Source organism: Streptomyces sp. 2A115, from assembly GCF_052245575.1.
Taxonomy (GTDB): Bacteria; Actinomycetota; Actinomycetes; order Streptomycetales; family Streptomycetaceae; genus Streptomyces.
This window is the reverse complement of the sequence record NZ_JBQQCG010000016.1, coordinates 52962-73832: the sequence shown is the minus strand read 5'-3', so window position 1 is coordinate 73832 and position 20871 is coordinate 52962. Positions and strand designations below refer to the sequence as shown.

Here is a 20871-nt window from a genome sequence, read left to right as displayed (position 1 = left end):
GCCGATAGCCGATAGCCGATAGCCGATAGCCGATAGCCGATCCAACTCCCCCACTACGAAGGAGGCCCAGGTGCACAAGAGGAAGAAGATGAAGCTGCCCTTCGCCTACAAGCCCCTCGGGTTCCTGCTCGGCTGGACGAGCGGGACCCTGGCGGGGATGGCGTTCCGAGCGACATGGAAGGCCATACGTCACGAGGAGGACGCACCCGACGCGCTTGACAGGGACCGGAGTTGGAGGGAGGTGCTGCTGGCCGCGGCGATCCAGGGAGCCATCTTCGCCGTCGTACGCAGCGCGGTGGACCGTACAGGTGCGACGGCCATCGCCCGGTCGACCGGAGTGTGGCCCTCCGGCGACCAGGGTGGCCGCGACTGACTCCCTTGCCCTCCCGTAGGGTTGGCCTCCACATGGGCGGCCGGGAGTCAGGGAGAGCAAGCTGTGAAGAACCAAATAGAGACGGGCGACTCCGTCGAGGACTTCGCACTGCCCGACGAGACCGGTACGTCCCGGCACCTCTCCGAGCTGGTGGGCGAAGGGCCCGTCGTGCTGTTCTTCTATCCGGCGGCGCTCACTGCCGGCTGCACCGCCGAGGCGTGCCACTTCCGTGATCTGGCCGCCGAGTTCGCCGCCGTCGGAGCGCGGCCGGTGGGGATCAGCGGCGACGAGGTCGACCGTCAGCAGGAGTTCGCGGGGAAGAACACCCTCGGGTTCCCGCTGCTGTCCGACACCGAGGGCGTCATCCGCGAGCGGTTCGGTGTCAAGCGCGGCTTCTCGCTGGCGCCCACCAAGCGGGTCACCTTCGTCATCTCCGAGGACCTGAAGGTCCTGGAAGTGGTGCGCAGCGAGTTCAAGATGAGCGCGCACGCGGACCGCGCCCTGGCGGCTCTGCGCGCTCACCAGGGCTGACCGGCCGCACCTACCGGTCACGCTTGACCGGTAGGTGATCGGTCACCGCTGGTCGGTCACCGCTGGCCGGTCAGTCACCTCTGCTTGGGAGCGGTGGCCCGCGTACGGCGCAACGTGAACGAATGGCCGGCCGGATCGGCGTACCCGCGCTCCTCGAACGGGCCGGACGCGTCCTTGGTGTCCAGCGGCCGGCCGCCGAGACCGACGACCCTGCGCTCCGCCTCGTCCAGGTCCGCGACATGGAAGTCCAGATGGACCTGCAGGGAGTTCTCGGGGCGCGGCCAGCTCGGCGGAGTGGCCTTCACGTCCCGGCGAAACGCCATCCGGACCCCGTCGGCGCCCCGGATCTCCACACGGTTGGCCGTCGCCTCCGTCTCCTCGGCCTCCAGCAACTCCTTGTAGAACGCGGCGAGTTTCTCGGGCTCGGCACAGTCCAGCACCACGACGCCTGCCCTTACCAGTGCCATGTCTCCTCCGTACCCAGTGCCATTTCTCTCCTCCGTACGCCGACCGGGCGCGAGCGGCGTTCCGCCCACTGCCACCGCGTTCGGGTACCCCGTCACCCGGAATCAGTCGACCACGCGCATTCGGCCACGGAGGCCGATGTGCTCGCCAAGGTCACGGAGTGGTGTAACGCAGGTCACGGTCAAGTCACCGAGGTTTCGGCATAGATCATTTACGATCAGGGCAGCCTCGTAGCGTAAATCGAGTCAACTTTCGTCTCGGGATGCGTAGTTCGAGTCAGCGGGCGTCACTTCCGATCGCCCGGAGCCGGGGTGGGGGGCCTTGGACCGTCTCCAGAGAGGACACGTATGCCGCAGGACGTCAGATTCGACCTCCCTTTCACCACCCCCGTGAGCGAACATCTCGAGTACGCCCGGTCCCGCCATCTGCGCTGGGTGTGGGACAGGGGCCTGGTGCGCAGCAAGGCCGGTTTCGAGGAATACCGGTCCTGGGATCTGCCCCAGGCGGCGGCCCGCACCTATCCCCACGCTTCGGCCGCCGACATGGTCGTCCTGATGAACTGGTTCTCACTGGCCTTTCTCTTCGACGACCAGTTCGACACGGGCCGGCCCGACCGGGCCGACCGCATCGCGGAGGTCGCCCGGGAGCTCATCGTCACGACGTTGCGGCCCGCGGGCATCACACCCCGGGTGGTCTGCCCGATCACGGTGGCCTGGGCCGAGGTCTGGGCTCATCTCTCGAATGGCATGTCCCTGACATGGACTACCCGGTTCGCGGCCTCCTGGGGCCGGTTCCTCGTGGCGCACACCGAGGAGGTCGACCTGGCGGCCCGCGGCCTGGCCGGCACGCTCGACCTTCAGGAGTACGCCGAGTTCCGCCGTCGCACGGTCGGCATCCACCACAGCATCGACGCCGGTGAGCGCAGCCGCGGCTTCGAGGTACCGGCGCAGGTGCAAGCACATCCGCTGATGGAGAGGATGCGGGACCTCGCTGCCGACACCATCGGGTTCATGAACGACATCCACTCCTTCGAGCGTGAGAAACGCCGAGGGGACGGACACAACCTCATAGCCGTCCTGCACCGCGAGCGCCGATACAGCTGGCAGGAGGCCGCCGACGAGGCGTTCCGGATGACCACGGACTGCCTCGCCGAGTACGTCGAACTCGAGGCGCAGGTACCGCGGATGTGCGACGAGCTCGGCCTGGACGAGGACGCGCGGCTCCAGGTGGGGATGGGCGTCGAGGCCATCCAGCACTGGATCAACGGCAACTACGAGTGGGCGCTGACCTCGGGCCGGTACGCGGCGGACAAGGAAAGTCCCGCGGCCACCGCCGAGTTGGCGGGCAAGGGCTCGCTGGACGACCTGCTCGCTGTGTGAGACGTAGACGTACGGACAAGGACACATGGCGTACGCCGTGTACGCGCACGTTCGGCCGACCACCGTTGAGGTGGTCGGCCCGATGCCGTACCGAAGCGAATGTCCGCGCCTGCCCCTACACGGCGAACCCGACCGGAAGACGGTCCAGCCGAGCCTCCCAGGTGGAGGCCGTCGAGGTGAGCTCCTCGGGGGCCACAGCGAGGCGGAGTCCCGGCAGACGGTGCAGCAGGACGTCGACGGCCGTCTCGATGATGGCCTGGCCGATGCTCTGCCCCGGGCACTCGTGCGGGCCCCCGCTGAACGCGAGATGCGACTGGTTGCCGTGCACCGAGATGCCGACGTCGGGCCGGATCTCCGGGTCGACGTTGCCGGCGGTCAGGCCGAGCACGAGCAGGTCGCCCTCCTGGATGCGGTGTCCGCCGAGTTCGAGGTCGGCGGTGGCGAACCGGCCCGGCAGGACGGCCAGCGGCGGGGTGTTCCACATGACCTCCTCCACGACGGCGGAGATGTTCAGCTGCCCGCTGACCAGCCCGGCGAGCCGGTTGGCGTCGGTGAGGACCAGTTGCAGAACCCGGGCCAGCAGGTTGCTGGTGGTGATGTGCGCGGTGATCAGCACCAGCCGCAGGTGGTTGAGGATCTCGTCGTCGTCGAGGTCGGCATGGTGTTCGAGCAGCCCGGTGGTGAAGTCCGAGGCCGGCTCCACGCGTTTGCGCTCGGCGAGTTCACCGAGGATACGCATGATGCTGTCGTTGTGCGTGAGGGCTTCCGCACCGCCCTTCATCACCTGAGCGCAGGACTCGGCCAGCCGCCGCCCCTCGCTCTCCGCGAGCCCGAACACCCTGGTCAGTACGAGCATCGGCAGATACTCGGCGTACTCGGCCACCAGGTCGGCGCTGCCCCTGCCCGCGAACGCGTCGATCTGTTTGTTCGCGAAGTGCGCGACATGGCGGCGGATGCCGCGGCTCGCGACGGCCTGCAGGTTGTCGGTGACCGCGCCGCGCAGTCTGCGGTGCGGTTCGCCGTCCTGGGAGACGCAGTCGGGGCGCCAGCCCACCATCTGCATCAGCGGCGAGGTGTTCTCGACCCTCCCCTCCTTCCAGTCCCGCCAGGTCCGCGAATCCCGGCTGAACTGGCGGGGGTTGTCGAGCACCCGCCGGTTCTCCCGGTAGCCGAGGACCAGCCACGCGGGTACGTCGCCCTCGAGCAGCACCGGCGCGACGGGGCCGTGCTGCTTGCGCAGCCGCGCGTAGATGCCGAGCGGGTCGATCGCCGCGTCGGGCCCGTAGAGGCGGGTGAGCCCGTCTCCCCCGCCGTGCGCGACCGGGCAGCCGCGCGGGGCGTCGGGGCCGTTCGAGGGTTGATCGTTCATCGGGGCTCCAGGACGACGGCAGAGCGTTCCTTGAGGTGACGTATCAGCGCGATGAGCACGTCACGGCTGGATGCCCGGTCGCGGGCATCGCAGGCCACCACCGGGATGTGCGGGGAGATGTCCAGGGCGTCGCGGATCTCCTCGACCGGGTGGTGCTTGGAGTCGGGGAAGATGTTCAGGGCGATGACGAACGGGACCTTCTGCCGCTCCATCTCCTCGATGGCCCGGAAGCTGGAGGCCAGTCGGCGCGTGTCGACCAGCACCACGGCACCGAGCGCGCCCTTGAACAGGCCGTTCCACAGGAACCAGAACCGCTCCTGGCCCGGCGTGCCGAACAGGTAGAGGACCAGCTGGTCGTTGATGCCGATCTTGCCGAAGTCGAGGCTGACGGTGGTCTCCTGCTTGTCGGCCACCCCGATCAGGTTGTCGACGTCGACGCTGGCCTGGGTGAGGGTCTCCTCGGTGGTCAGAGGCTTGATGTCGCTGACCGAGCGGACCATGGTGGTCTTTCCGGTGCCGAACCCGCCGGCGATCATCACCTTCACCGAGCGGGGCCCGGTCGGCCGGGTGCCCTCGGCCGTCGGCCGGTCGGGATGGTCAAAGCCTTTGAAGTCCACTGAGTACCTCCTCAAGGAGCGCGAGGTCGGCCCCGCGACCGGCGCCTGACGCCGGGATGGGGTCACGGGCTTCAACGCGTCCTGCGTCCAGCAGATCGGCCAAGAGCACCGCGAGAATGTTGAAGGGCAATCCGAGGTGGGCGCCGAGTTCGGCAACCGACAGCGGATCGCGGCAGCGCCGGAGGATCTCCTCGTGCTCGTGCTGCATGCCGGGGACGGCGGCGGCGCGGGAGATGATGAGGGTCGCCACGTCAAGGCTCGACGCCGCCGAGCCGCCCGGTCCGCTGCGGCCGCCCGTGAGGACGTAGTAGCGCTCCAGACCTTGGGGGTCCCCCCTGTTCGAGCGAAGCCGAGAACTTGGGGGAGGGTCCGTGGGTCGGCTGGGACCGCTCATCCAGAGTGCTCCTCCAGACGCGGAGTCTCCTCCAGACGCGGAGTGGTGCCGAGGAGCTCACCCATCCTGCGGGCCAGGTCCCTCATCTGGTGGCCGAGCAGGCCCTGGTCGAGCCCTTCCCTGGCGAGGACTCCGAGGTACGTCTCCTTGCCGGCCCGCACCACGAAGAGATGGCCTCCGTCGACCTCGATCATCGCGAGGCGCAGTTGCCCGGCGTACTTGGGGAACTGCTCGGCCACGGGCTGGGCCAGCGCCTGCAGGCCCGCCACCACTGCGGCGAAACGGTCCACGTCGTCGGGGTCGTCGGCGCCGTAGGAGGTGATGGCCTTACCGTCGCTGGAGGCCACGAGGGCGAAGCGGATCTCCTGGATGCTCTCGACCAGGTCGCGGAGCGCCCAGCTCACGTCGGTTCCCTGTTGCGTCATGCGGAATCGTCGCTCTCTTCAGTGCTGTGCTCGGCGGACTCGCGTCCGGCGGTTGTCTCGCGTCGGGGGGTCGACTCACGTCCGGCGGTGGCGAAGGCGGCCAGGCCGGCGAAGGACTCGTCCGGCGGCACCTCGTACGAGGCGGTGTTCTCGGACTCGTCGTCACCTGCGCCGGCCGGCTTGGGCCGCTCGGACTCGGCCCGCCTGCGGCGCCTGGGCAGACCGCCGGGTGTGGTGTCCCCGGCGTCCCGGGCCTCCTCCGACTCGGCCGCGGCGGCTTCGGCCGGGGCCGCGTCCGTGCTCGGCGCCGCGGAGACCTGGGCGGCCGGAGCCGGGGCCGTGACGACGGCGGGCAGGGGGGTGAAGTACTTGTGAGGTACCACCAGGACCACCGAGGTGCCGAGCCAGGGCGAGTCGGCGAACGTGACCCTGATGCCGTACCGGCGGGCCAGTGCTCCCACCACGCGCAGACCGAGGTGGGCGTCCTCGGACACTCCGCCGAGGCCGGGGCCGGGGGTCTCACCCTCGAGCGACTGGAGGGCCTCCTGCTTCTTCTCCTCGTTCAGACCCTTGCCGGCGTCCTGGATCTCGATGCCGACGCCGTTGGGCACTTCCCTGCCGGAGACGAGCACGGGCTCGCTGGGCGGCGAGTAGCGCGCCGCGTTGTCCAGCAGGTGGGCGAAGATCAGCGTGAGGTGGTCCACCAGGCCGCCGTCGACGCCGAGTTCGGGCAAGTGCTGCACCTGGACGCGGTCGAAGTCCCTGATCCGGCCGATGCCGCCGCGCACCACGCTGAGCAGCCGCTGCGGTTCCTGCCACTGCCGACCGGGCCGGTCCGAGCCGCCGAGTACGCCGATGCTCGCGGCCAGAGAGTCGGCGGGGCCGAGCTCCTGGTCCAGTTCCATCAACCCCTGGGCCACGGCAGGCAGCCTGCCGTGCTCGCCCTGCATCTCGTGCAGCCGGCCGCGCAGCTTGCTGGTCAGCACGTGGATACGGCTGCCGATGCTGATGACGGCCTGCTCGGCGGAGGTGGAGCGGTTGAACTCCTGCTCCACGCCGATGAGCGCCGTCCTGAGGACCTTGCGCAACTCGGCCTGCAGATCGGCGCTGACCTCCGCGCACTGGTTGACCGACGGCAGGACGTCGTCGATGGCGTCCCCGGCGCGCAGTCGCTCCAGGGCGTCGGGCAGCTGCTCCTCGGCCAGACGGGCGACCGCCGCCAGCTGCCGGTCCAGCTGCTCCTGCCAGGCCTGCGTCTGCTCGGCGATCCGTGTCTCGTACGCCTTGGACTGCTCGGCCAGCTGCGTGTCGTGGGCCGAGCGCTCGGCGGCGTACTTCCGCTCCAGGCCGGCCACGTGCTGCTGCCACTGCTGGGAGTGCTCGGCCTGCGCGGTCCTGAACTCGCCCGCGCTGCGGCGCAGTTGATGCTGGGAGCGGACGAGGAGCCGTACGGAGACAGCGCTCGCCGCCGTCGCCACGACCCCGGAGACGATCGCGGGTATTGGGATCTGGTCGGATCCCGCGACCGCGGCGACGACGGTTCCGGCGCCCAAGGCCAGTGGCAGCAGCCACCAGCTGTACCAGGCGACGGGCGCCCGCGCCGCCGGGGGCGGAGTGGCAAGTTCCATCTGCATCCTTCGGAGCAACACGATCGAACAGAGGGGGGTTGAAGCTCGGAGCGGCACGCGTCACGCGGCGTTCCACCCCGCGACGGACATGCGGAGACAGCGAGCGACAACCGTCCTACCGCGTCAACTCGCCGCGCCCGAAGGAACCTTATCGGGTTCGATCTCCCCCGTATCAACCCTCCCTGCCCACTTCAGTGACGCTTTGGCTACGCTCCGACCAGGCCAAACGAGTCGACAAATCCCTTTACTCGCATCACCTGAGCCGCACCGTGCGTTCGGAATCGGTGACGCCGAGGCCGGGCGTCGGAGCCAGGGAAAGGACGCCGATCTTGCCCATATGGGCATTGCTCTGGACCAGGCGGGCCGCCTCGGCCGTGTCGGTGAGGGGGTAGGTCTCGGTGAGCGCGGGCTTGAGGTGGCCGAGGTCGAGGAGGCGGCCGACGGCGGCCTGCTCATGGAGGTTGGAGCCGTGGCTGCCGATGACGCGTTTGAGGCGCATCCAGAGGTAGCGGTTGTCGAACTCGTGGTGGTAGCCGGTGCTGGATCCGCAGGTCACCACCGTGCCGCCGCGACGAACGACGAAGACGGAGACGCCGAAGGTGGCGCGGCCCACGTGCTCGAAGACGATGTGCGGGTCCTCTCCGGTCGCGGCCCGGATCAGCTTGCCGAGCCGCTTGCCGGTCACGGTGGGATCGGCGGGCGCCTCGCTGCCGCTGAGGCCGATCTCCTCGCGGTTGATGACCGCGTGACAGCCCAGGCGGCGGGCATACTCGGCCTTCCGCTCGCTGCTGACGACGCCGACGGCGATCCCGCCGCCGTTGCGGACGAGTTGGACCGCGTACGCGCCGAGGCCGCCGGCCGCTCCCCAGATCAGCACCACGTCGCCCTGCGTCATCCGGGCACCCCGGTCGCTGACCAGCATCCGGTAGGCCGTGCCCGCGCACAGCGGATTCGAGGCGGCCTCCTCCCAGGTCAGGTGGGCAGGCTTGGGGAGGAGTTGACTGGTCCGGGCGACGGCGTAGTGGGCCAGCCCCCCGTAGTTGGTCTCGAAGCCCCACGCCAGCTGGCCCGCGCCCAGCATGCCGTCGGCGTGGGTCGCCGGGTCTTCCTCGTCGACGTACACCGGGCTCACCACGACGTGATCGCCGACCTGCCATCTGCGCACCCCCGAGCCGGTGCGGACGACGACGCCGGACGCGTCCGAGCCGATGACGTGGAAGGGCCGGTCGTGCCGGGCCGCCCAGCGGTCCTGGCGGCCGAAGTGCTTCAGAAAAGTGAAGGTCGGGATGGGTTCGAACATCGCCGACCACACGGTGTTGTAGTTGATGCCGCTCGCCATGACGGCGACCAGCACCTCGGTCGGGGCGAGTGCGGGCATCGGCACATCGCCGATGTGGATGGACTTGCGGACGTCCTTGTCGGCGACTCCGCTGAAACTGTCCACGTCCTCCGCGCGCAGGTGGGCGGCGGTGAAGCGGTCGGGTATGGGGAGGCGTTCCAGTTCGGTGCGGGCGGCTCCCGCCACGACGGCCTCGGCCAGGGCGTCCATGTGGTTCCTCCGTAAGTTGTCAGGCGGCCCAGGAGGGCCGGGTGAGGTCAGGTCAGGCCGAGGCCCGCCGCGAGCGTCGGCCACGACGCCTTGAACTCCTGCCGCCAGTAAGGCCAGTCGTGCACTCCGCCGCGGTAGAAGTGCACCTGGGCGGGAATGTCCAGGGCGTCCAACTGCCGTGCGAAACGATGTGCTTGGGACCAGAGCACACCTTCGAGGACCGCGCCTTCGAGGTTGCCGGAGTCGTCGCCGGGCAGGCCGCTGCCCTGGGAGACGTACAGCCTGGTGCCCTTGAGGTTGCGGGCCTGCGCGTACGGGTTGTGCCGGGTCCAGTTGGCCCGCTGCAACAGCGGGCTGCCCCAGAGGGTCCCCGGCAGCTGCTGCTCCCGGGCGACGATCGCGCCGAGCACGGTCGGCATGCCCGGCGCAGTGGTGTCGAGGATTCCGCTGTACGAGGCGGCCGCGCCGAAGGTGCCGGGGTGGCGGGCGGCGAAGGCCAGGGCTCCGTAGCCGCCGGTGGAGACACCGGCGACAGCCCGGTCGGATCCCGCCCGGAACCTCTGCCGCAACAGGCCCATCAGCTCGTCCACTTGGAACGTCTCGTAGTCCGGAGCGCCGGCCCTGCCGTAGTTCCACCAGTCGGTGGGGATGCCGGTGGGACCGGACGACGGCATGACGGTGAGGACGTCCTGACCGGCGAGGAAGTCGACGACGTCCGTCTCCCGGGTCCAGGACGTGTAGTCGTCGTGGGCGCCCTGGAGGAGGTAGAGGACGGGCCAGGTCCGGTTCGGTTGGGCGGCGTATCCGGTCGGCAGGACCACTCGTACGGGCAGGGAGGCGCCGACGGCGGGAGAGTCGACGGTGAGGTCGACGGTACGGGCGTCGAGCCACTTCTCGCCGACGATGGTGGCGCCGTCGGTGTCTTTGACGGTGGCCGCGATGGGGGCGGCCGCCGAGGGCGCGGCGATGCCGACTCCCGCTCCCAGCATGGCTGTCGTGACCGCGAGAGCGGCGTATCTGCGCTTGAGAGGCATGGGTGACGGTCCTTTCAGGAGTCCCGCAGATCGCGTGTCAGCAGGCGGGCCAGCTCGTCGACGACCGGTGGGTCGAGCAGCGACAGATGGTGTCCGGGCAGTGGAACGACGGTGAGGTCGGTGCAGTGGGCGGCCCAGCCCAGGGTCGCGTCGTCGCGCTCGTAGCGGGGGTCGCGGACGGTGTGCGGGGCGGGCTCGCTCGCCCGGTAGAGCAGGGTGCGGCCGGTGTACCGGCCGGGCCTGTGGCGCTCGCCGCTGCGGAGGTCCAGATAGGAGGTGCGCTGATGCTCCAGCACTGGGTCGGGAAGCTCGACCGAGTCCCTCAGCATCTTGATGACCAGGTCGATCTGGTCCCTGTCGTCGAGCCCGGCGAGTTCGTCGTACGGCAGGTCGAGCGCGGTGCCGTAGGTGCGTTCCACGTACGCGGCGAAGTCCCGGAAGTGGCGCAGGGCCAGGTCGGCCGCGGTGAGACGGGTGGGCAGGGGCAGCACCGAGTCGAGCAGGACCAGGGCGTGGACGGGGCCGTGCGCGGACAGGAGTCTGGCCGCCTCCTGCGCGATGACTCCGCCGTACGACCAACCACCGAGCAGCCAGGGGCCCCTCGGGCGCACCTCCCATATGCGCCGGGCGAACTCCGCCGCCCGTCCGGGCACGTCTTCGGGGTCCGGCTGACGGTCGAAGCCGTACAGCGGGCGGTCGCCGTCGAGGCGGAGTGCCAACTGGGCGTAGACGTCGGCGGATCCACCCGCGGCGTGGGCCAGGAAGAGGGGGGTGTGGGGGCCGGTGGCGGGGAAGGTGCGGAGGGGACCGGAGGCCGCGGTGGGGTGCTTGCGTACGGGAGTGCCGGGGCCAGGGTGCACGCCCTCCTCCTGGCGTCCACCGTCTCCCAGCAGTTCGGCGACCCCTCTCAACGTCCCCCGCCTCAGCAGCACCCCCGGCTCCACCTCGACGTCGAACTCCCGCTCCACGACGGCCCGTATCCGCACCGCCGTGAGGGAGTCGAGGCCGAGGTCGGTCAACGGCGTGTCCGGGTCGAGGTGTTCGGGGCTGTAGCCCATCACCCCGGCCACGCACAGCCGAAGCCGCTCCAGAAGGCCCGCACCACGGTCGAGCGGCTCGGCCGGCATCGGGTCCTCGGCCGTCTCCTCCCCCGCCCAGAATCGGCGGTGCCGCCAGCGGGGCGGCGGGACGTCCACGATGCGTCCGTCGGTGTGCAGGCCCTCACGCGGCTGGGCCGCCCGTACGCCATGGACGAGCAGCGTGGCCAGCGAGGTGCGGAAGGTCAGCGCGTCGTCGGTGCCGCGGCGCAGGGTGGGCACGATCAGCGCGTTCTCGGCGCCGGCGTCCCGCAGAGTCTCGGTCAGCGGGTGCAACTGCGTCGCGTGCGGGGCCACTTCCACGAAGACGCGGTGTCCGTCCTCGGCCGCCGCGCGCACCGCTTGCGCGAACCGGACGGGGTTGCGCAGGTTGGCCGCCCAGTACTCCGTGTCGCAGGGCACGGCCTCGCGGGGATCGTCGAGCGCGGTGGAGTAGCGTCGGCAGCGCGGCGTGGAGTGCCGGATCTCGCCGAGCTCCCACGCGAACTCCGGTAGCAGTTCCTCGACTTCGGGCGAGTGCCCCGCTCCTGATACGCCCAGCGAACGGGCGAAGCCGCCGCTCTCGGTCACCCGGGCGACCAGAGCGGCGACATCCTCGGCAGAGCCGGTGACCACGCTCTGCACCGGCGAGGCGTGCACGGCGACTTCGAGCGTTCGGAACTCCCTTGCCAGTAAGGGGATTTCGACAGCGGGGAGGTCAACGACCGCCATGGCTCCACCGGTCAGCCGGTCCAGCAGCCGGGAGCGTACGGCGACGATCCGCGCACCGGTGGCCTCGTCCAGCGCCCCCGAGGCGACCGCCGCCGCGATCTCGCCCAGGGAGTGGCCGATGACGGCGGCGGGTTCGAGGCCGTACGAGTGCCACAGTTCCGCGAGGGCGACCTGGACTCCGTACAGGACGGGCATGACGGTGGCGGGGGTCGACAGGTCGGCGTCGGATCTGAGTCCGGCGCGCAGGGAGATGCCGGCGTGCTCGCGCAGGAGTGGTTCCAGTCGGTCGACGGCTGCCGCGAACACCCTTTCCGCCATGAGGAGTTGGCTGCACATGCCTGGCCACTGGGAGCCGTAGCCGGAGAAGACCCATACCGGTCCGGGTCCGCCGGGGGTTCCTTCCCCTGTGACCAGGTGCGGGGAGGGATCGCCTGCGGCGAGGCGGGCGAGTGCGGTGGCGGTCTCCGTGCGGTTTCGGGTGACGATGGCCGCGCGATGGCGGCCGCGTCCGATGCGGCCGGCGAGGGTGCGGGCGAGGTCGGTGTCGCGTACGCGTCGGCTCTCGGGGGTGTCCAGCCAGGCGGCGAGTTCGCCCGCGTACGACCGCACCCGTTCTTTTACCGGCCCGTCGAGCAGAAGCAGCCGGGGGCGCTCTGAAGTGCTGCTCGCCCGACGGGCCGGAGTGTGTTCGGCGAGTACGACATGGGCGTTCGTACCGCCGAAGCCGAAGGCCGAGACGCCCGCGGTGGCCGTGCCCGAGTAGCGGGGCCAGGGCTCGGGCGAGGTGACCACGCGCAGGCCGAGTGCGTCGAGGTCGGCGTGCGGGCCCGGTCGGGTGAAGTGGAGTTGGGCGGGGATCTCGCCGTGGTGCAGGGCCAGCACGGTCTTGATCAGGCCCGCGATGCCGGCGGCCGCTTCCAGGTGGCCGAGGTTCGTCTTGGCCGAGCCGATCAGGAGGGGCTGTTCCAGGGCGCGGCCACGGCCGAGTACGGCGCCGAGGGCGCTCGCCTCGATGGGGTCGCCGAGTGCGGTGCCGGTGCCGTGTGCCTCGACGTAGTCCACGGTCGTGGGGTCGGCCTCGGAGTGGGCCTCGGCAAGGAGGGCGCGCTGCGCCTCGGCGTTGGGGGCCGTCAGGCCGTTGGAGCGGCCGTCGGAGTTGACGGCCGTCGCTCGGATCACCGCCAGAACGCGGTCGCCGTCGCGTTCGGCGTCCGTGAGCCGTTTCAGCACAACGACGCCGCAGCCCTCGCCGCGTACGATCCCGTCGGCGGCGGCGTCGAAGGCCTTGCATCGGCCGTCCGGTGCGAGGGCGCCCGTGCGTTGGAAGCCGAGGGTGACGGCGGGGGTCAGGAGCAGGTTCACCCCGGCGGCCAGTGCCGTGTCGCTCTCGCCCGTCACCAGGCTGCGTACGGCGTGATGCACCGCGACCAGCGAGGACGAGCACGCCGTGTCCACGGACAGGCTGGGGCCGCGCAGGTCGAGGGCGTACGAGAGGCGGCCCGCGGCGATGCTCAGCGCGGCCCCGGTGGCCGTCCAGGCGTCCACGGCACGGGGGTCGGCGGTCGTGAGGTGCGCGTACTCGTTGCCGCTGATGCCCACGAAGACGCCGGTGCGGGTGCCCGCGAGCGTGGGCGCCGAGAGGGCCGCGTGGTCGAGGGCCTCGCGGGTGACCTCGAGGAGCATGCGGTGCTGGGGGTCCATGGCGGTGGCCTCGTGTGCGGGGATGCCGAAGAACTCGGCGTCGAAACCCGCGATGTCGTCGATCCCGCCGAGGAAGGCGCCGTACCGGCTCACGTCGTCCGGCAGCCGCGCCGGATCCCGCACGAAGGGGTCCCATCGGCCCGCCGGAAGCGTGCCGACGGCGTCGCGGCCCTCGGTGAGAAGCCGCCAGTAGGCGTCGGGCGAGGTGACGCCACCGGGGAAGCGGCAGCCCAGGCCGATGATGGCGACAGAGGTGGGTGCGGTAGCGGACGTGCGGGCCGTCTGGGGCTTGTCCCGCACCTCCTCGCGCACCTGAAGGGGCGGGGCCTCCCCCAGCCGTCCCACCAGCGCGTCGATCGTCGGCGCCTCCCACAGCAACGTGTCCGGCAACCGCCGCCCCGCCAGCCCGCTCAGCTCGGCCGTCAGCGCCACGGCGTCCCGCGAGGTCAGTCCGGCCTCCGCCAGGGGTCTGTCGTCGGGGAGTTGGTCCGGGCCGAGGCCGTACCAGGCCTGGAGCCGTTCGGCGACCAGCCCACGGATCTCCGTACGCGACGCGCTCATCGCGGGCCGAACCCGCCGTCGAGGAAGCGCGCCCGGGCGGCGGCGCGGGACACCTTGCCGCTGCTCGTACGGGGGACGGCGCCGGGCGGTACGAGCAGCAACGACCCGAGGCGCAGCCCGTGGCGGGCGGAGACCTCGGCGCGTACGGTGCGTTCGGCGTCCCCGGCCTCCTCGGCCGTCGGATCGGTGTCCCGCCGGTGCTCCGCGACCACGACGAGTTCCTCGCCCACCCCGACCGGCCGGGTCACTCCGAACGCGGCGAGCCGGTCCCGGCGGATCAGGGACACGGCCGTCTGTACGGTCTCCTCGATGTCCTGGGGGTAGTGGTTGCGCCCGTCCACGATGATCACGTCCTTGAGACGGCCGGTGACGAGGAGTCGCCCGTCGTGCAGGGCACCGAGGTCACCGGTGCGCAGCCAGTCGCCTGTCGCGCCGAAGCCGAAGGTCTCGGCGGAGAGCCCGGCGCGTTTCCAGTAACCGAGCCCGATGTTGGGCCCGCGCAGCTGGATCTCGCCGACCCGTCCGTCCGGCAGCACGGCGCCGTCGGCACCGACGATCCGCAGCTCCTGCCCGACGGGCGCCCCGCACGAGACGAGCACCACGGCCGCTCCCTCGCCCGAGGTCTCCTCGATGCGTCCCTTCCCGAGCGCGTCGGCGTCGCAGGCGACGGTCGAGAGAGGTTCGTCCGGAGAGCCCGCGGTGACGAACACGGTGGCCTCCGCCAGGCCGTACGCCGGGCAGGGCACCGCGGGGTCGAGTCCGGCGGGCTCGAACGCCGTCCGGAAGCGGTGCACCGTCCTGGCCCGGATCGGCTCGCTGCCGTTGATGAGTACCCGTACGCGGTCCAGGCGGAGTTCATCGACGAGGGCGGGGTCCGTGCGGGCCACGCAGTAGTCGTAGGCGAAGTTCGGGGCTGCGCTGATCGTTCCCTCGTACGAGCCGAGGAGGCGCAGCCAGCGGGAGGGGTCCTGGAGGAAGGCGACGGGGTCCATGAGGACGGACGGGAAGCCGCCCACGACGGGCGCGGCGATGCTGAGGACGAGACCCATGTCGTGGAAGAGGGGCAGCCAGCCGACCGTCGTGGCGGCCTCCGGGTCGGCGACGAACGCGTCGATGGCCTGGCGTGCGTTGGCGACGACGTTGGCGTGGCTGATCATCACGCCGGCCGGGCTGCGGGTGGAGCCGGAGGTGTACTGGAGGTAGGCGATCTCGTCCGGCTCCGGAGCCGGATCCGGCTCGTCCGGGTCGCCGAAGCCGAACCCGGTGTGCTGGATGGGGAGTTGGTCGACGGGGACGACGGGGACGTCCGGCAGGCCGCGGTCGCGGACGAAGTCGCGTACCGCCGGGGTGGTGGTGGAGTCGGTGAGCAGGCAGGCCGGTTCGCAGTCGGCGAGGACGGCCGCCAATCGCCCTTCGTGGCCGGGGAGTTGAGGGCCGAAGAGGGGTACGGCGATGACGTGCGCGTACAGGCAGCCGAGGAACGCGGCGGCGTAGTCGAGCCCTTGGGGCAGTAGCAGGGCGGCCCGTTCGCCCGGGGACGCGACCGTGCCGAGCCGGGCGGCGACGGCTCTGGCCCGGGCGTCGAGCGCACTCCAGCCGAGGGTGCGGTGCCGCCCGGACGATGAGCCGTCGGGGAAGTCGACGTGGCTGAAGGCGCGTTGCTGCGGCCGGTGTCTGGCCCAGTGCCGCAGGTGGTCCGTGAGGGAGACTGCGTCGGCGACGGCGGGCCGGGCGGACGTCATGGCTGCTCCAACTGGGTCGGCGGCGGCGCGAGTTGAGGCGGTGCACAGGCTGAGACGGGTGACCAGGCTGAGCTGAGTGACCCGCTTGAGACGGGTGCCCCAGGTTCCGCCTCCGGACGACCGGTGGGTTAGACGACGTACTGACAGTTCGCCTCCCGCCTTCTGTCAGTACGTGACAAAAGCGCGTCCCCTATTCCATGCCGTGGGCCAGAGCCCGGGCGCCTCTCTCCCGCCGAGAATCCCTGCGACGGCGGAAGGAGCCACTTGTGAGCCGTGCACGGCTGATCGCGCTGTTTTCCCTGCTCACGCTGACCGGGTTCATCACGACGCTCGACAACACGGTCATCAACGTGGCCCTGCCCACCGTGCAGCGCGAACTGGGCCTGAGCGTCACGGACCTGGAGTGGGTGGCCGCCAGCTACGTGCTCAGTTTCGGCGCACTGCTGCTGCCCGGCGGCCGGCTGACCGATCTGTTCGGGCGCAGGTCCGTGCTGGCCGCCGGGATCGTGGTCTTCACTGCGGCGTCGGCGGCGGCCGCCCTCGCGGACAGCGGTGGGGCGCTGATCGGAGCCCGTACGGTGCAGGGGGTCGGGGCCGCGCTGGTCATCCCGGCCTCGCTCGCGGTGGTCGCGGTCGATCTGCCCGCGCCGCGGCGCTCGATGGCCGTCGGGCTGTGGACCGCGGCGCTCGCCGTGGCGCTCGCGCTGGGGCCCGTGGTCGGCGGCTTCGTCACCCAGCGATGGGGCTGGGGCTGGGTGTTCGCGCTCAACGTCCCGTTCGGGCTGATCGCCCTGCTGCTGATGCCGGCCGTGCCCGCCAGGTCCGCCCCTCGGCGCGGCGGCCTCGATCTGCCCGGTGTGCTCCTGTCCGTACTCGCGCTCTATCTGCTCACGTACGGTCTCGTGCGCGGCGGAGAGCACGGGTTCCGCGCCGCGCCCGTACCGCTGTGCCTCGGTGTCTCGGCGGTCGCCACCTGTGTGTTCCTCGTCGTGGAAGCCCGGACCGCCCGGCCACTCGTCGAACTCCGGCTGCTGCGCGACCGGTTCCTCACCGGCGGGGTCGTCGCGCAGGTGCTGTGGGGCATCGGCGTCAACGGCGTCTTCTTCTTCACGGCCCTCTACCTCCAGCAGGTGCTCGGCTTCTCACCGACCAGGGCGGGGCTCGCCTTTCTGCCACTCGCGGGCGCGCTGTTGCTGGGCACGCCGGTGGCCGAGCGGGCGGCCCGTGCGCTGGGCGCCCATGTCTCGATCGCGGCGGGGCTCGGCATGGTGGCGGTCGGTCTGCTGTACGTCTCGGGGACGGGCGCGCGCGCCGGCTTCTGGGAGCTGCAGCCGGGGCTGGTGCTGATCGGCTGGGGTTCCGCGTTCACCACTCCCCTGACGGTACGGTCGCTCGCCCGGGTCCCGGAGGCCGGAATGGGGATGGCGACCGGGCTGGTGAGCGCGGCACGGGAGGTCTCGGGCGTGTTCGGGGTGGTCCTGGTCGGCGTGGTCCTCACCCGGCGTGAGCGCTCCGAGCTGCGGGCCGGCACGGATCCGCGCGGGGCCTTCCTGGAGGGCTACGACCTGGGGCTCCGGCTGGCCGCGTGCTGTGTACTGGCGGGCGCGCTCGTGACGCTGCTGACGCTGCGCCGCCGGGGTCGCCACCGGCGGGTGGTGGCGCGGACCTGGCTTCCCCCGGCCGCGAAGAAAGCCGCGAAGAATCACGCCCCGGTTGTCATGAAGCGGTAGGCGGCCCCGCCCCGGTTGTCGCTAAATGACAAACGCCGGTGGTGTGTCTGTCAATCGCCGATGGCGCTGGGCAGAATCCGTGCGGGTATCGTCTCCGTGCCCTACTTCCCGTGCGCGGAAGGAGCCGCTGCGTGAACGGTTTACGCATTCTGGAGAGCAAGGCCGCGGGCGCCACAGCGACGATCGAAGAGCCCAACGGCCCGTTCAAGGCGTTCCCTTCGGGTCTGCACCACCACCTCAGACCGTTCTTCGCCGACATCACGGAAGAGGTCGTAGCGGCCATCAGAACCGAGATCCCGGAGTACGCGCGTCCGACAGACGGCATGTACATGCATGTCGTGCACCAGGGCGTGGAGCACGCGTTGCAGGGGTTCCTGGAGCGGATGGCGAAGCCCGACACCGACTGGGAGCCGGTGAAGGCGACGTATCAGCGCATCGGCCGGGGCGAGGCGGAGGAGGGGCGCAGTCTCGACGCGTTCCAGTCGGCGCTGCGGCTCGGTGCGCGGGTGACCTGGCGTCGGATCAACGCGCTGGCCGACGCCGATCTGCTGCCCCGTCAGGTGCTGGCCGCGTTCGGGGAGGCACTGTTCCTGCACCTCGACGAGATGGCGGCCGCGACGACGGCGGGGTACACGGAGGCGCGGCTGCACGCGGCCGGCGAGCTGCAGCAGCGGCGTACGCGGCTGGTCGATCTGCTCATCGCGGATCCGCCGGCTTCCGCCGCGGCCATCAGCGATCTCGCGCACACGGCGCAGTGGCCCGTACCGCGCACGCTGGCCGTGGTCGTCATCGACGACGGCGCGCGGGCCGGCGCGTCGCGACCCATCGTGCCGCCGGAGTTCCTGGCGCGGTTCGACGTACGGCCGGCCGTGCTGGTGGTGCCCGATCCGGAGGGTCCCGGGCGGGCGCGTGCGGTCGCCGGGGCGCTGCACGGGTTACGCGCCGTCATGGGGCCGAGCGTCGCGCTCCAGGAGGGCGCGAGGTCGCTGCGGTGGGCGGCCGAGGCGCTGGACCTGGCCCGGCGGGGTGTGCTGCCGGACACGGAGATGGTGCACTGCCGGGACCATCTGGCGACGCTGCTGCTGTTCCGCGACGAGGCTCTGGTGGAGGCGATGGCGGACCGGCATCTGCGCCCCTTGGACGCCATCCGCCCGCCCCAGCGTCAACGGCTCGCGGAGACACTCCTCAGCTGGCTCCAGTGCGGCCACAACGCCAGCGAGGTCGCCACGCGCCTCGCCGTGCACCCCCAGACGGTCCGCTACCGCATGCGCCAGCTCGACGAGCTGTTCGGCGACCGGCTGCATGACCCCACCACCCAGTTCGAGATGCAGCTGGCCCTGCGGGCGCTCAACCTCCGGCGGGCGGCGGAGTCGACATGACCGTTCCCGTGACGTGACCCATGAGCTCGCGGAGATTTCCTGGACAGGCGTCCATGTATGGTGGACACCTGTCCAGGAACATCTCTGAAGGAGCTCCCCACCATGCAAACGCTCGCGAACGTGCTGGTCGGCCTTGTCGCCGCCCTGCACGCGTACATCCTGGTTCTGGAGATGTTCCTGTGGGAGCGGAAGCCGGGGCGCGGGCTGCACGGGTTCGACCCGGAGATGGCGCGGGCCACGGCCGCGCTGGCCGCCAACCAGGGGCTCTACAACGGGTTTCTCGCGGCCGGCCTCGTATGGGGGCTGGTCGCCGATGAACCGACGGGGTTCCGCGCGCAGGTCTTCTTCCTGGTGTGCGTGATCGTCGCGGGCGTGTACGGGACGGTCACCGCGAACCGTCGCATCCTGTTCGCGCAGGCCCTGCCCGGCGCCCTCGCCCTCGCCGCCGTCCTCGCCGCACAGTGACCGCCGACCCCCGAGCCGAACGCACCCGGGCCAAACTGCGCCGGGCCCTCCTCGACGAGTGCGCCCGGCGCCCGCTCGCGGAGGTCAGCGTCGCGGCGCTGGTGCGCGGGGCCGGGGTCGGCCGGGCCACGTTCTATCTGCACTACGCCGACCTGGAGGCGCTGGCCGTCGACGCCTGCGCCGATGTCGTACGCGACGCCGTGGACGCCCTGCACGCGTGGCGGGGCAGGCCCGACCCCAGGTCGGCGCCGGCCGCCCTGCTCGCGTTCTTCGAAGGCCTGCCCCCGCACGCCCCGCTCTACCGCGCCCTGTTGAGCCCGGGCGGCGGCGGGCCGCTCGGCCGCGTACTGCACCAGGATCTGCGCGCCCGCAGCCTCGCCGAGCGGGAACTCGTCGGCGCGCCGGAGGCCCCGCTCATCGCCTCCGCCGTCGCCGCGACCTTCGCGGGCGTCCTCGCCGACTGGCTGCACGGGCTCGTCGAGGCCACGCCGGAGGAGATCGCCCACAAGGTGTGGCGCCTGCTCGTGGCCCTGCACGCCGCCCGGTAGCACATCGGTCGCGGCCCGGCCTAGCCGAACGTGAGTACCGGCTTGATCGTCTTGCCCGCCTTCATGTCCCGTACCGCCTGGTCGATTTCCGCGAACGGGTAGTAGCCGATCAGGCGGTCCAGCGGGAGGCGGCCGTCGCGGACGAGTTGGACCAGGGCGGGGATGCCGGTCTGGGTCTCGGTGTCGCCGAGGGTCAGGCCGACCACGCGCCGGCCGGGGAGCAACGCGTTGACGTCCAGGGCCACTTCGGTCCCGAAGGGCGGGGCGCCGACGACGACCAGGGTGCCGCGCGCGGCCAGCATGTCGGCTCCCTTGCGCAGTACGGCGACGTTGCCGGTGGTCTCCACGACGCCGTCGGCGCCCTGGCCGCCGGTGAGCTCCAGTACCGCCTCGGCGATATCGGCCTCCCCGGCGTTCACGGTGTGCGTGGCGCCCAACTCCCGGGCCAGCTCCAGGCGTTCGCCGACCTTGTCGATGGCGATGACCGTGGTCGCGGGGGTGAGGCGCGCGGCCATCACGGCGGACAGGCCGACGGCTCCGGCGCCGAGGACGACGAGAGTGCTGCCCGACTCGGGCTTGAGGACGTTCCAGACGGCGCCGACGCCGGTCTGTACGCCGCAGCCGAGCGGCGCGAGGGACTCCAGCGGCACGTCCTTGTCGACCTTGACGAGGCTGCGCTCGTCCACCAGCGCCCGCTCGGCGAAGGAGGACTGGCCGAAGAAGTGGCCCCCGATCGGGTTCCCGTCACGGCTGATCGTGGACGAGCCGTCGGCGCGACCGCCGCCGAGGAGGTTCAGCGGCAGCCAGGTGGCGCAGTACGCCGGGTGGCCGTCACGGCAGTTGCGGCAGGAGCCGCAGGAGGTGAAGGACAGCACGACGTGGTCGCCGGGCTCGACTCCGGTGACGTCCGCGCCGACCGCCTCGACGATGCCGGCTCCCTCGTGCCCCAGAACTCCGGGCAGCGGGAACGGCAGTCCGCCGCTCGCGACGCCGAGGTCCGTGTGGCACAGGCCCGCGGCCACGATGCGGACGAGGGCTTCATTGGCGCGGGGCTCGTCGAGCTCGACGTCGGCGAGGGCGAAGGGCGCTCCCCCGGACTCGACCACGGCTGCGCGAGTGGTGGTGGGCATAGTGCTAACTCCTTGCTTGATGGTGAGCCGCGGGAGAGCGACG

18 protein-coding genes are annotated in these 20871 nt (G+C 71.3%); 7 read left to right on the top strand and 11 right to left on the bottom strand.

The genetic code is table 11. The features are described from left to right. Positions 1–88: 88 nt before the first annotated feature. Together ACTWQR_RS16545 and ACTWQR_RS16540 are read left to right on the top strand one after the other, a co-directional pair. Positions 89–373, top strand: a complete 285-nt coding sequence (locus tag ACTWQR_RS16545) for a DUF4235 domain-containing protein (protein WP_443227896.1) — start codon at positions 89–91, stop codon at positions 371–373. 63 nt (positions 374–436) lie between these two features. Beyond that, complete coding sequence (locus tag ACTWQR_RS16540; protein ID WP_443227823.1) at positions 437–904, top strand: peroxiredoxin; 468 nt, start codon at positions 437–439, stop codon at positions 902–904. 74 nt (positions 905–978) lie between these two features. Here ACTWQR_RS16540 and ACTWQR_RS16535 read toward each other — a convergent pair whose 3' ends face one another. Further along, a complete protein-coding gene (locus ACTWQR_RS16535; RefSeq protein ID WP_443227822.1) occupies positions 979–1371 on the bottom strand; it encodes a VOC family protein in 393 nt (130 codons plus the stop codon). Positions 1372–1716: 345 nt separating this feature from the next. Here ACTWQR_RS16535 and ACTWQR_RS16530 point away from each other — a divergent pair, with 345 nt between their 5' ends. Beyond that, positions 1717–2748, top strand: a complete 1032-nt coding sequence (locus tag ACTWQR_RS16530) for a 7-epi-alpha-eudesmol synthase (RefSeq protein WP_443227821.1) — start codon at positions 1717–1719, stop codon at positions 2746–2748. A 115-nt stretch (positions 2749–2863) separates the two neighbouring features. Here ACTWQR_RS16530 and ACTWQR_RS16525 read toward each other — a convergent pair whose 3' ends face one another. The 9 genes from ACTWQR_RS16525 to ACTWQR_RS16485 form a co-directional block, all read right to left on the bottom strand. Then, on the bottom strand, positions 2864–4117 hold the full coding sequence (locus tag ACTWQR_RS16525) for a cytochrome P450 (protein WP_443227820.1): 1254 nt from the start codon (positions 4115–4117) through the stop codon (positions 2864–2866). Beyond that, complete coding sequence (locus ACTWQR_RS16520; protein WP_443227819.1) at positions 4114–4734, bottom strand: GTP-binding protein; 621 nt, start codon at positions 4732–4734, stop codon at positions 4114–4116. Before ACTWQR_RS16520 ends, ACTWQR_RS16525 begins: the two co-directional genes overlap by 4 nt. Then, positions 4715–5128 carry a DUF742 domain-containing protein gene (locus tag ACTWQR_RS16515; RefSeq protein WP_443227818.1) on the bottom strand — a complete coding sequence of 138 codons (414 nt, stop codon included), beginning with the start codon at positions 5126–5128 and terminating at the stop codon, positions 4715–4717. The genes ACTWQR_RS16520 and ACTWQR_RS16515 overlap by 20 nt, the downstream gene beginning before the upstream one ends. After that, a complete protein-coding gene (locus tag ACTWQR_RS16510; protein WP_443227817.1) occupies positions 5125–5553 on the bottom strand; it encodes a roadblock/LC7 domain-containing protein in 429 nt (142 codons plus the stop codon). Before ACTWQR_RS16510 ends, ACTWQR_RS16515 begins: the two co-directional genes overlap by 4 nt. Next, positions 5550–7181 (bottom strand): ATP-binding protein, encoded by a 1632-nt coding sequence (locus tag ACTWQR_RS16505; protein WP_443227816.1) that lies wholly within the window; start codon positions 7179–7181, stop codon positions 5550–5552. Before ACTWQR_RS16505 ends, ACTWQR_RS16510 begins: the two co-directional genes overlap by 4 nt. 253 nt (positions 7182–7434) lie before the next feature. Then, positions 7435–8730 carry a crotonyl-CoA carboxylase/reductase gene (ccrA, locus tag ACTWQR_RS16500; RefSeq protein ID WP_443227815.1) on the bottom strand — a complete coding sequence of 432 codons (1296 nt, stop codon included), beginning with the start codon at positions 8728–8730 and terminating at the stop codon, positions 7435–7437. A gap of 47 nt (positions 8731–8777) precedes the next feature. Continuing rightward, the gene (locus tag ACTWQR_RS16495) at positions 8778–9764 is read right to left on the bottom strand and encodes an alpha/beta hydrolase (RefSeq protein WP_443227814.1); all 987 of its coding nucleotides are present in this window, start codon (positions 9762–9764) and stop codon (positions 8778–8780) included. A 14-nt stretch (positions 9765–9778) separates the two neighbouring features. Continuing rightward, a complete protein-coding gene (locus ACTWQR_RS16490; RefSeq protein WP_443227813.1) occupies positions 9779–13834 on the bottom strand; it encodes a beta-ketoacyl synthase N-terminal-like domain-containing protein in 4056 nt (1351 codons plus the stop codon). After that, positions 13831–15576 (bottom strand): fatty acyl-AMP ligase, encoded by a 1746-nt coding sequence (locus ACTWQR_RS16485; protein ID WP_443227812.1) that lies wholly within the window; start codon positions 15574–15576, stop codon positions 13831–13833. The genes ACTWQR_RS16490 and ACTWQR_RS16485 overlap by 4 nt, the downstream gene beginning before the upstream one ends. A gap of 266 nt (positions 15577–15842) precedes the next feature. On the opposite strand from ACTWQR_RS16485, the gene ACTWQR_RS16480 reads away from it, so the two are divergent. From ACTWQR_RS16480 to ACTWQR_RS16465, 4 genes are all read left to right on the top strand, one after another. Continuing rightward, a complete protein-coding gene (locus ACTWQR_RS16480; protein WP_443227811.1) occupies positions 15843–17306 on the top strand; it encodes an MFS transporter in 1464 nt (487 codons plus the stop codon). 131 nt (positions 17307–17437) lie between these two features. Continuing rightward, positions 17438–18685: a PucR family transcriptional regulator gene (locus ACTWQR_RS16475; protein ID WP_443227810.1), complete on the top strand. Its 1248-nt coding sequence runs from the start codon at positions 17438–17440 to the stop codon at positions 18683–18685. 102 nt (positions 18686–18787) lie between these two features. After that, positions 18788–19150, top strand: coding sequence for a DUF1304 domain-containing protein (locus ACTWQR_RS16470; RefSeq protein ID WP_443227809.1), 363 nt, complete (start codon positions 18788–18790; stop codon positions 19148–19150). Beyond that, positions 19147–19698 (top strand): TetR/AcrR family transcriptional regulator, encoded by a 552-nt coding sequence (locus ACTWQR_RS16465; RefSeq protein ID WP_443227808.1) that lies wholly within the window; start codon positions 19147–19149, stop codon positions 19696–19698. Before ACTWQR_RS16470 ends, ACTWQR_RS16465 begins: the two co-directional genes overlap by 4 nt. Before the next feature lie 20 nt (positions 19699–19718). On the opposite strand, the gene ACTWQR_RS16460 is transcribed toward ACTWQR_RS16465, so the two are convergent. Continuing rightward, positions 19719–20828: an NAD(P)-dependent alcohol dehydrogenase gene (locus ACTWQR_RS16460; RefSeq protein ID WP_443227807.1), complete on the bottom strand. Its 1110-nt coding sequence runs from the start codon at positions 20826–20828 to the stop codon at positions 19719–19721. Positions 20829–20871: the final 43 nt, after the last annotated feature.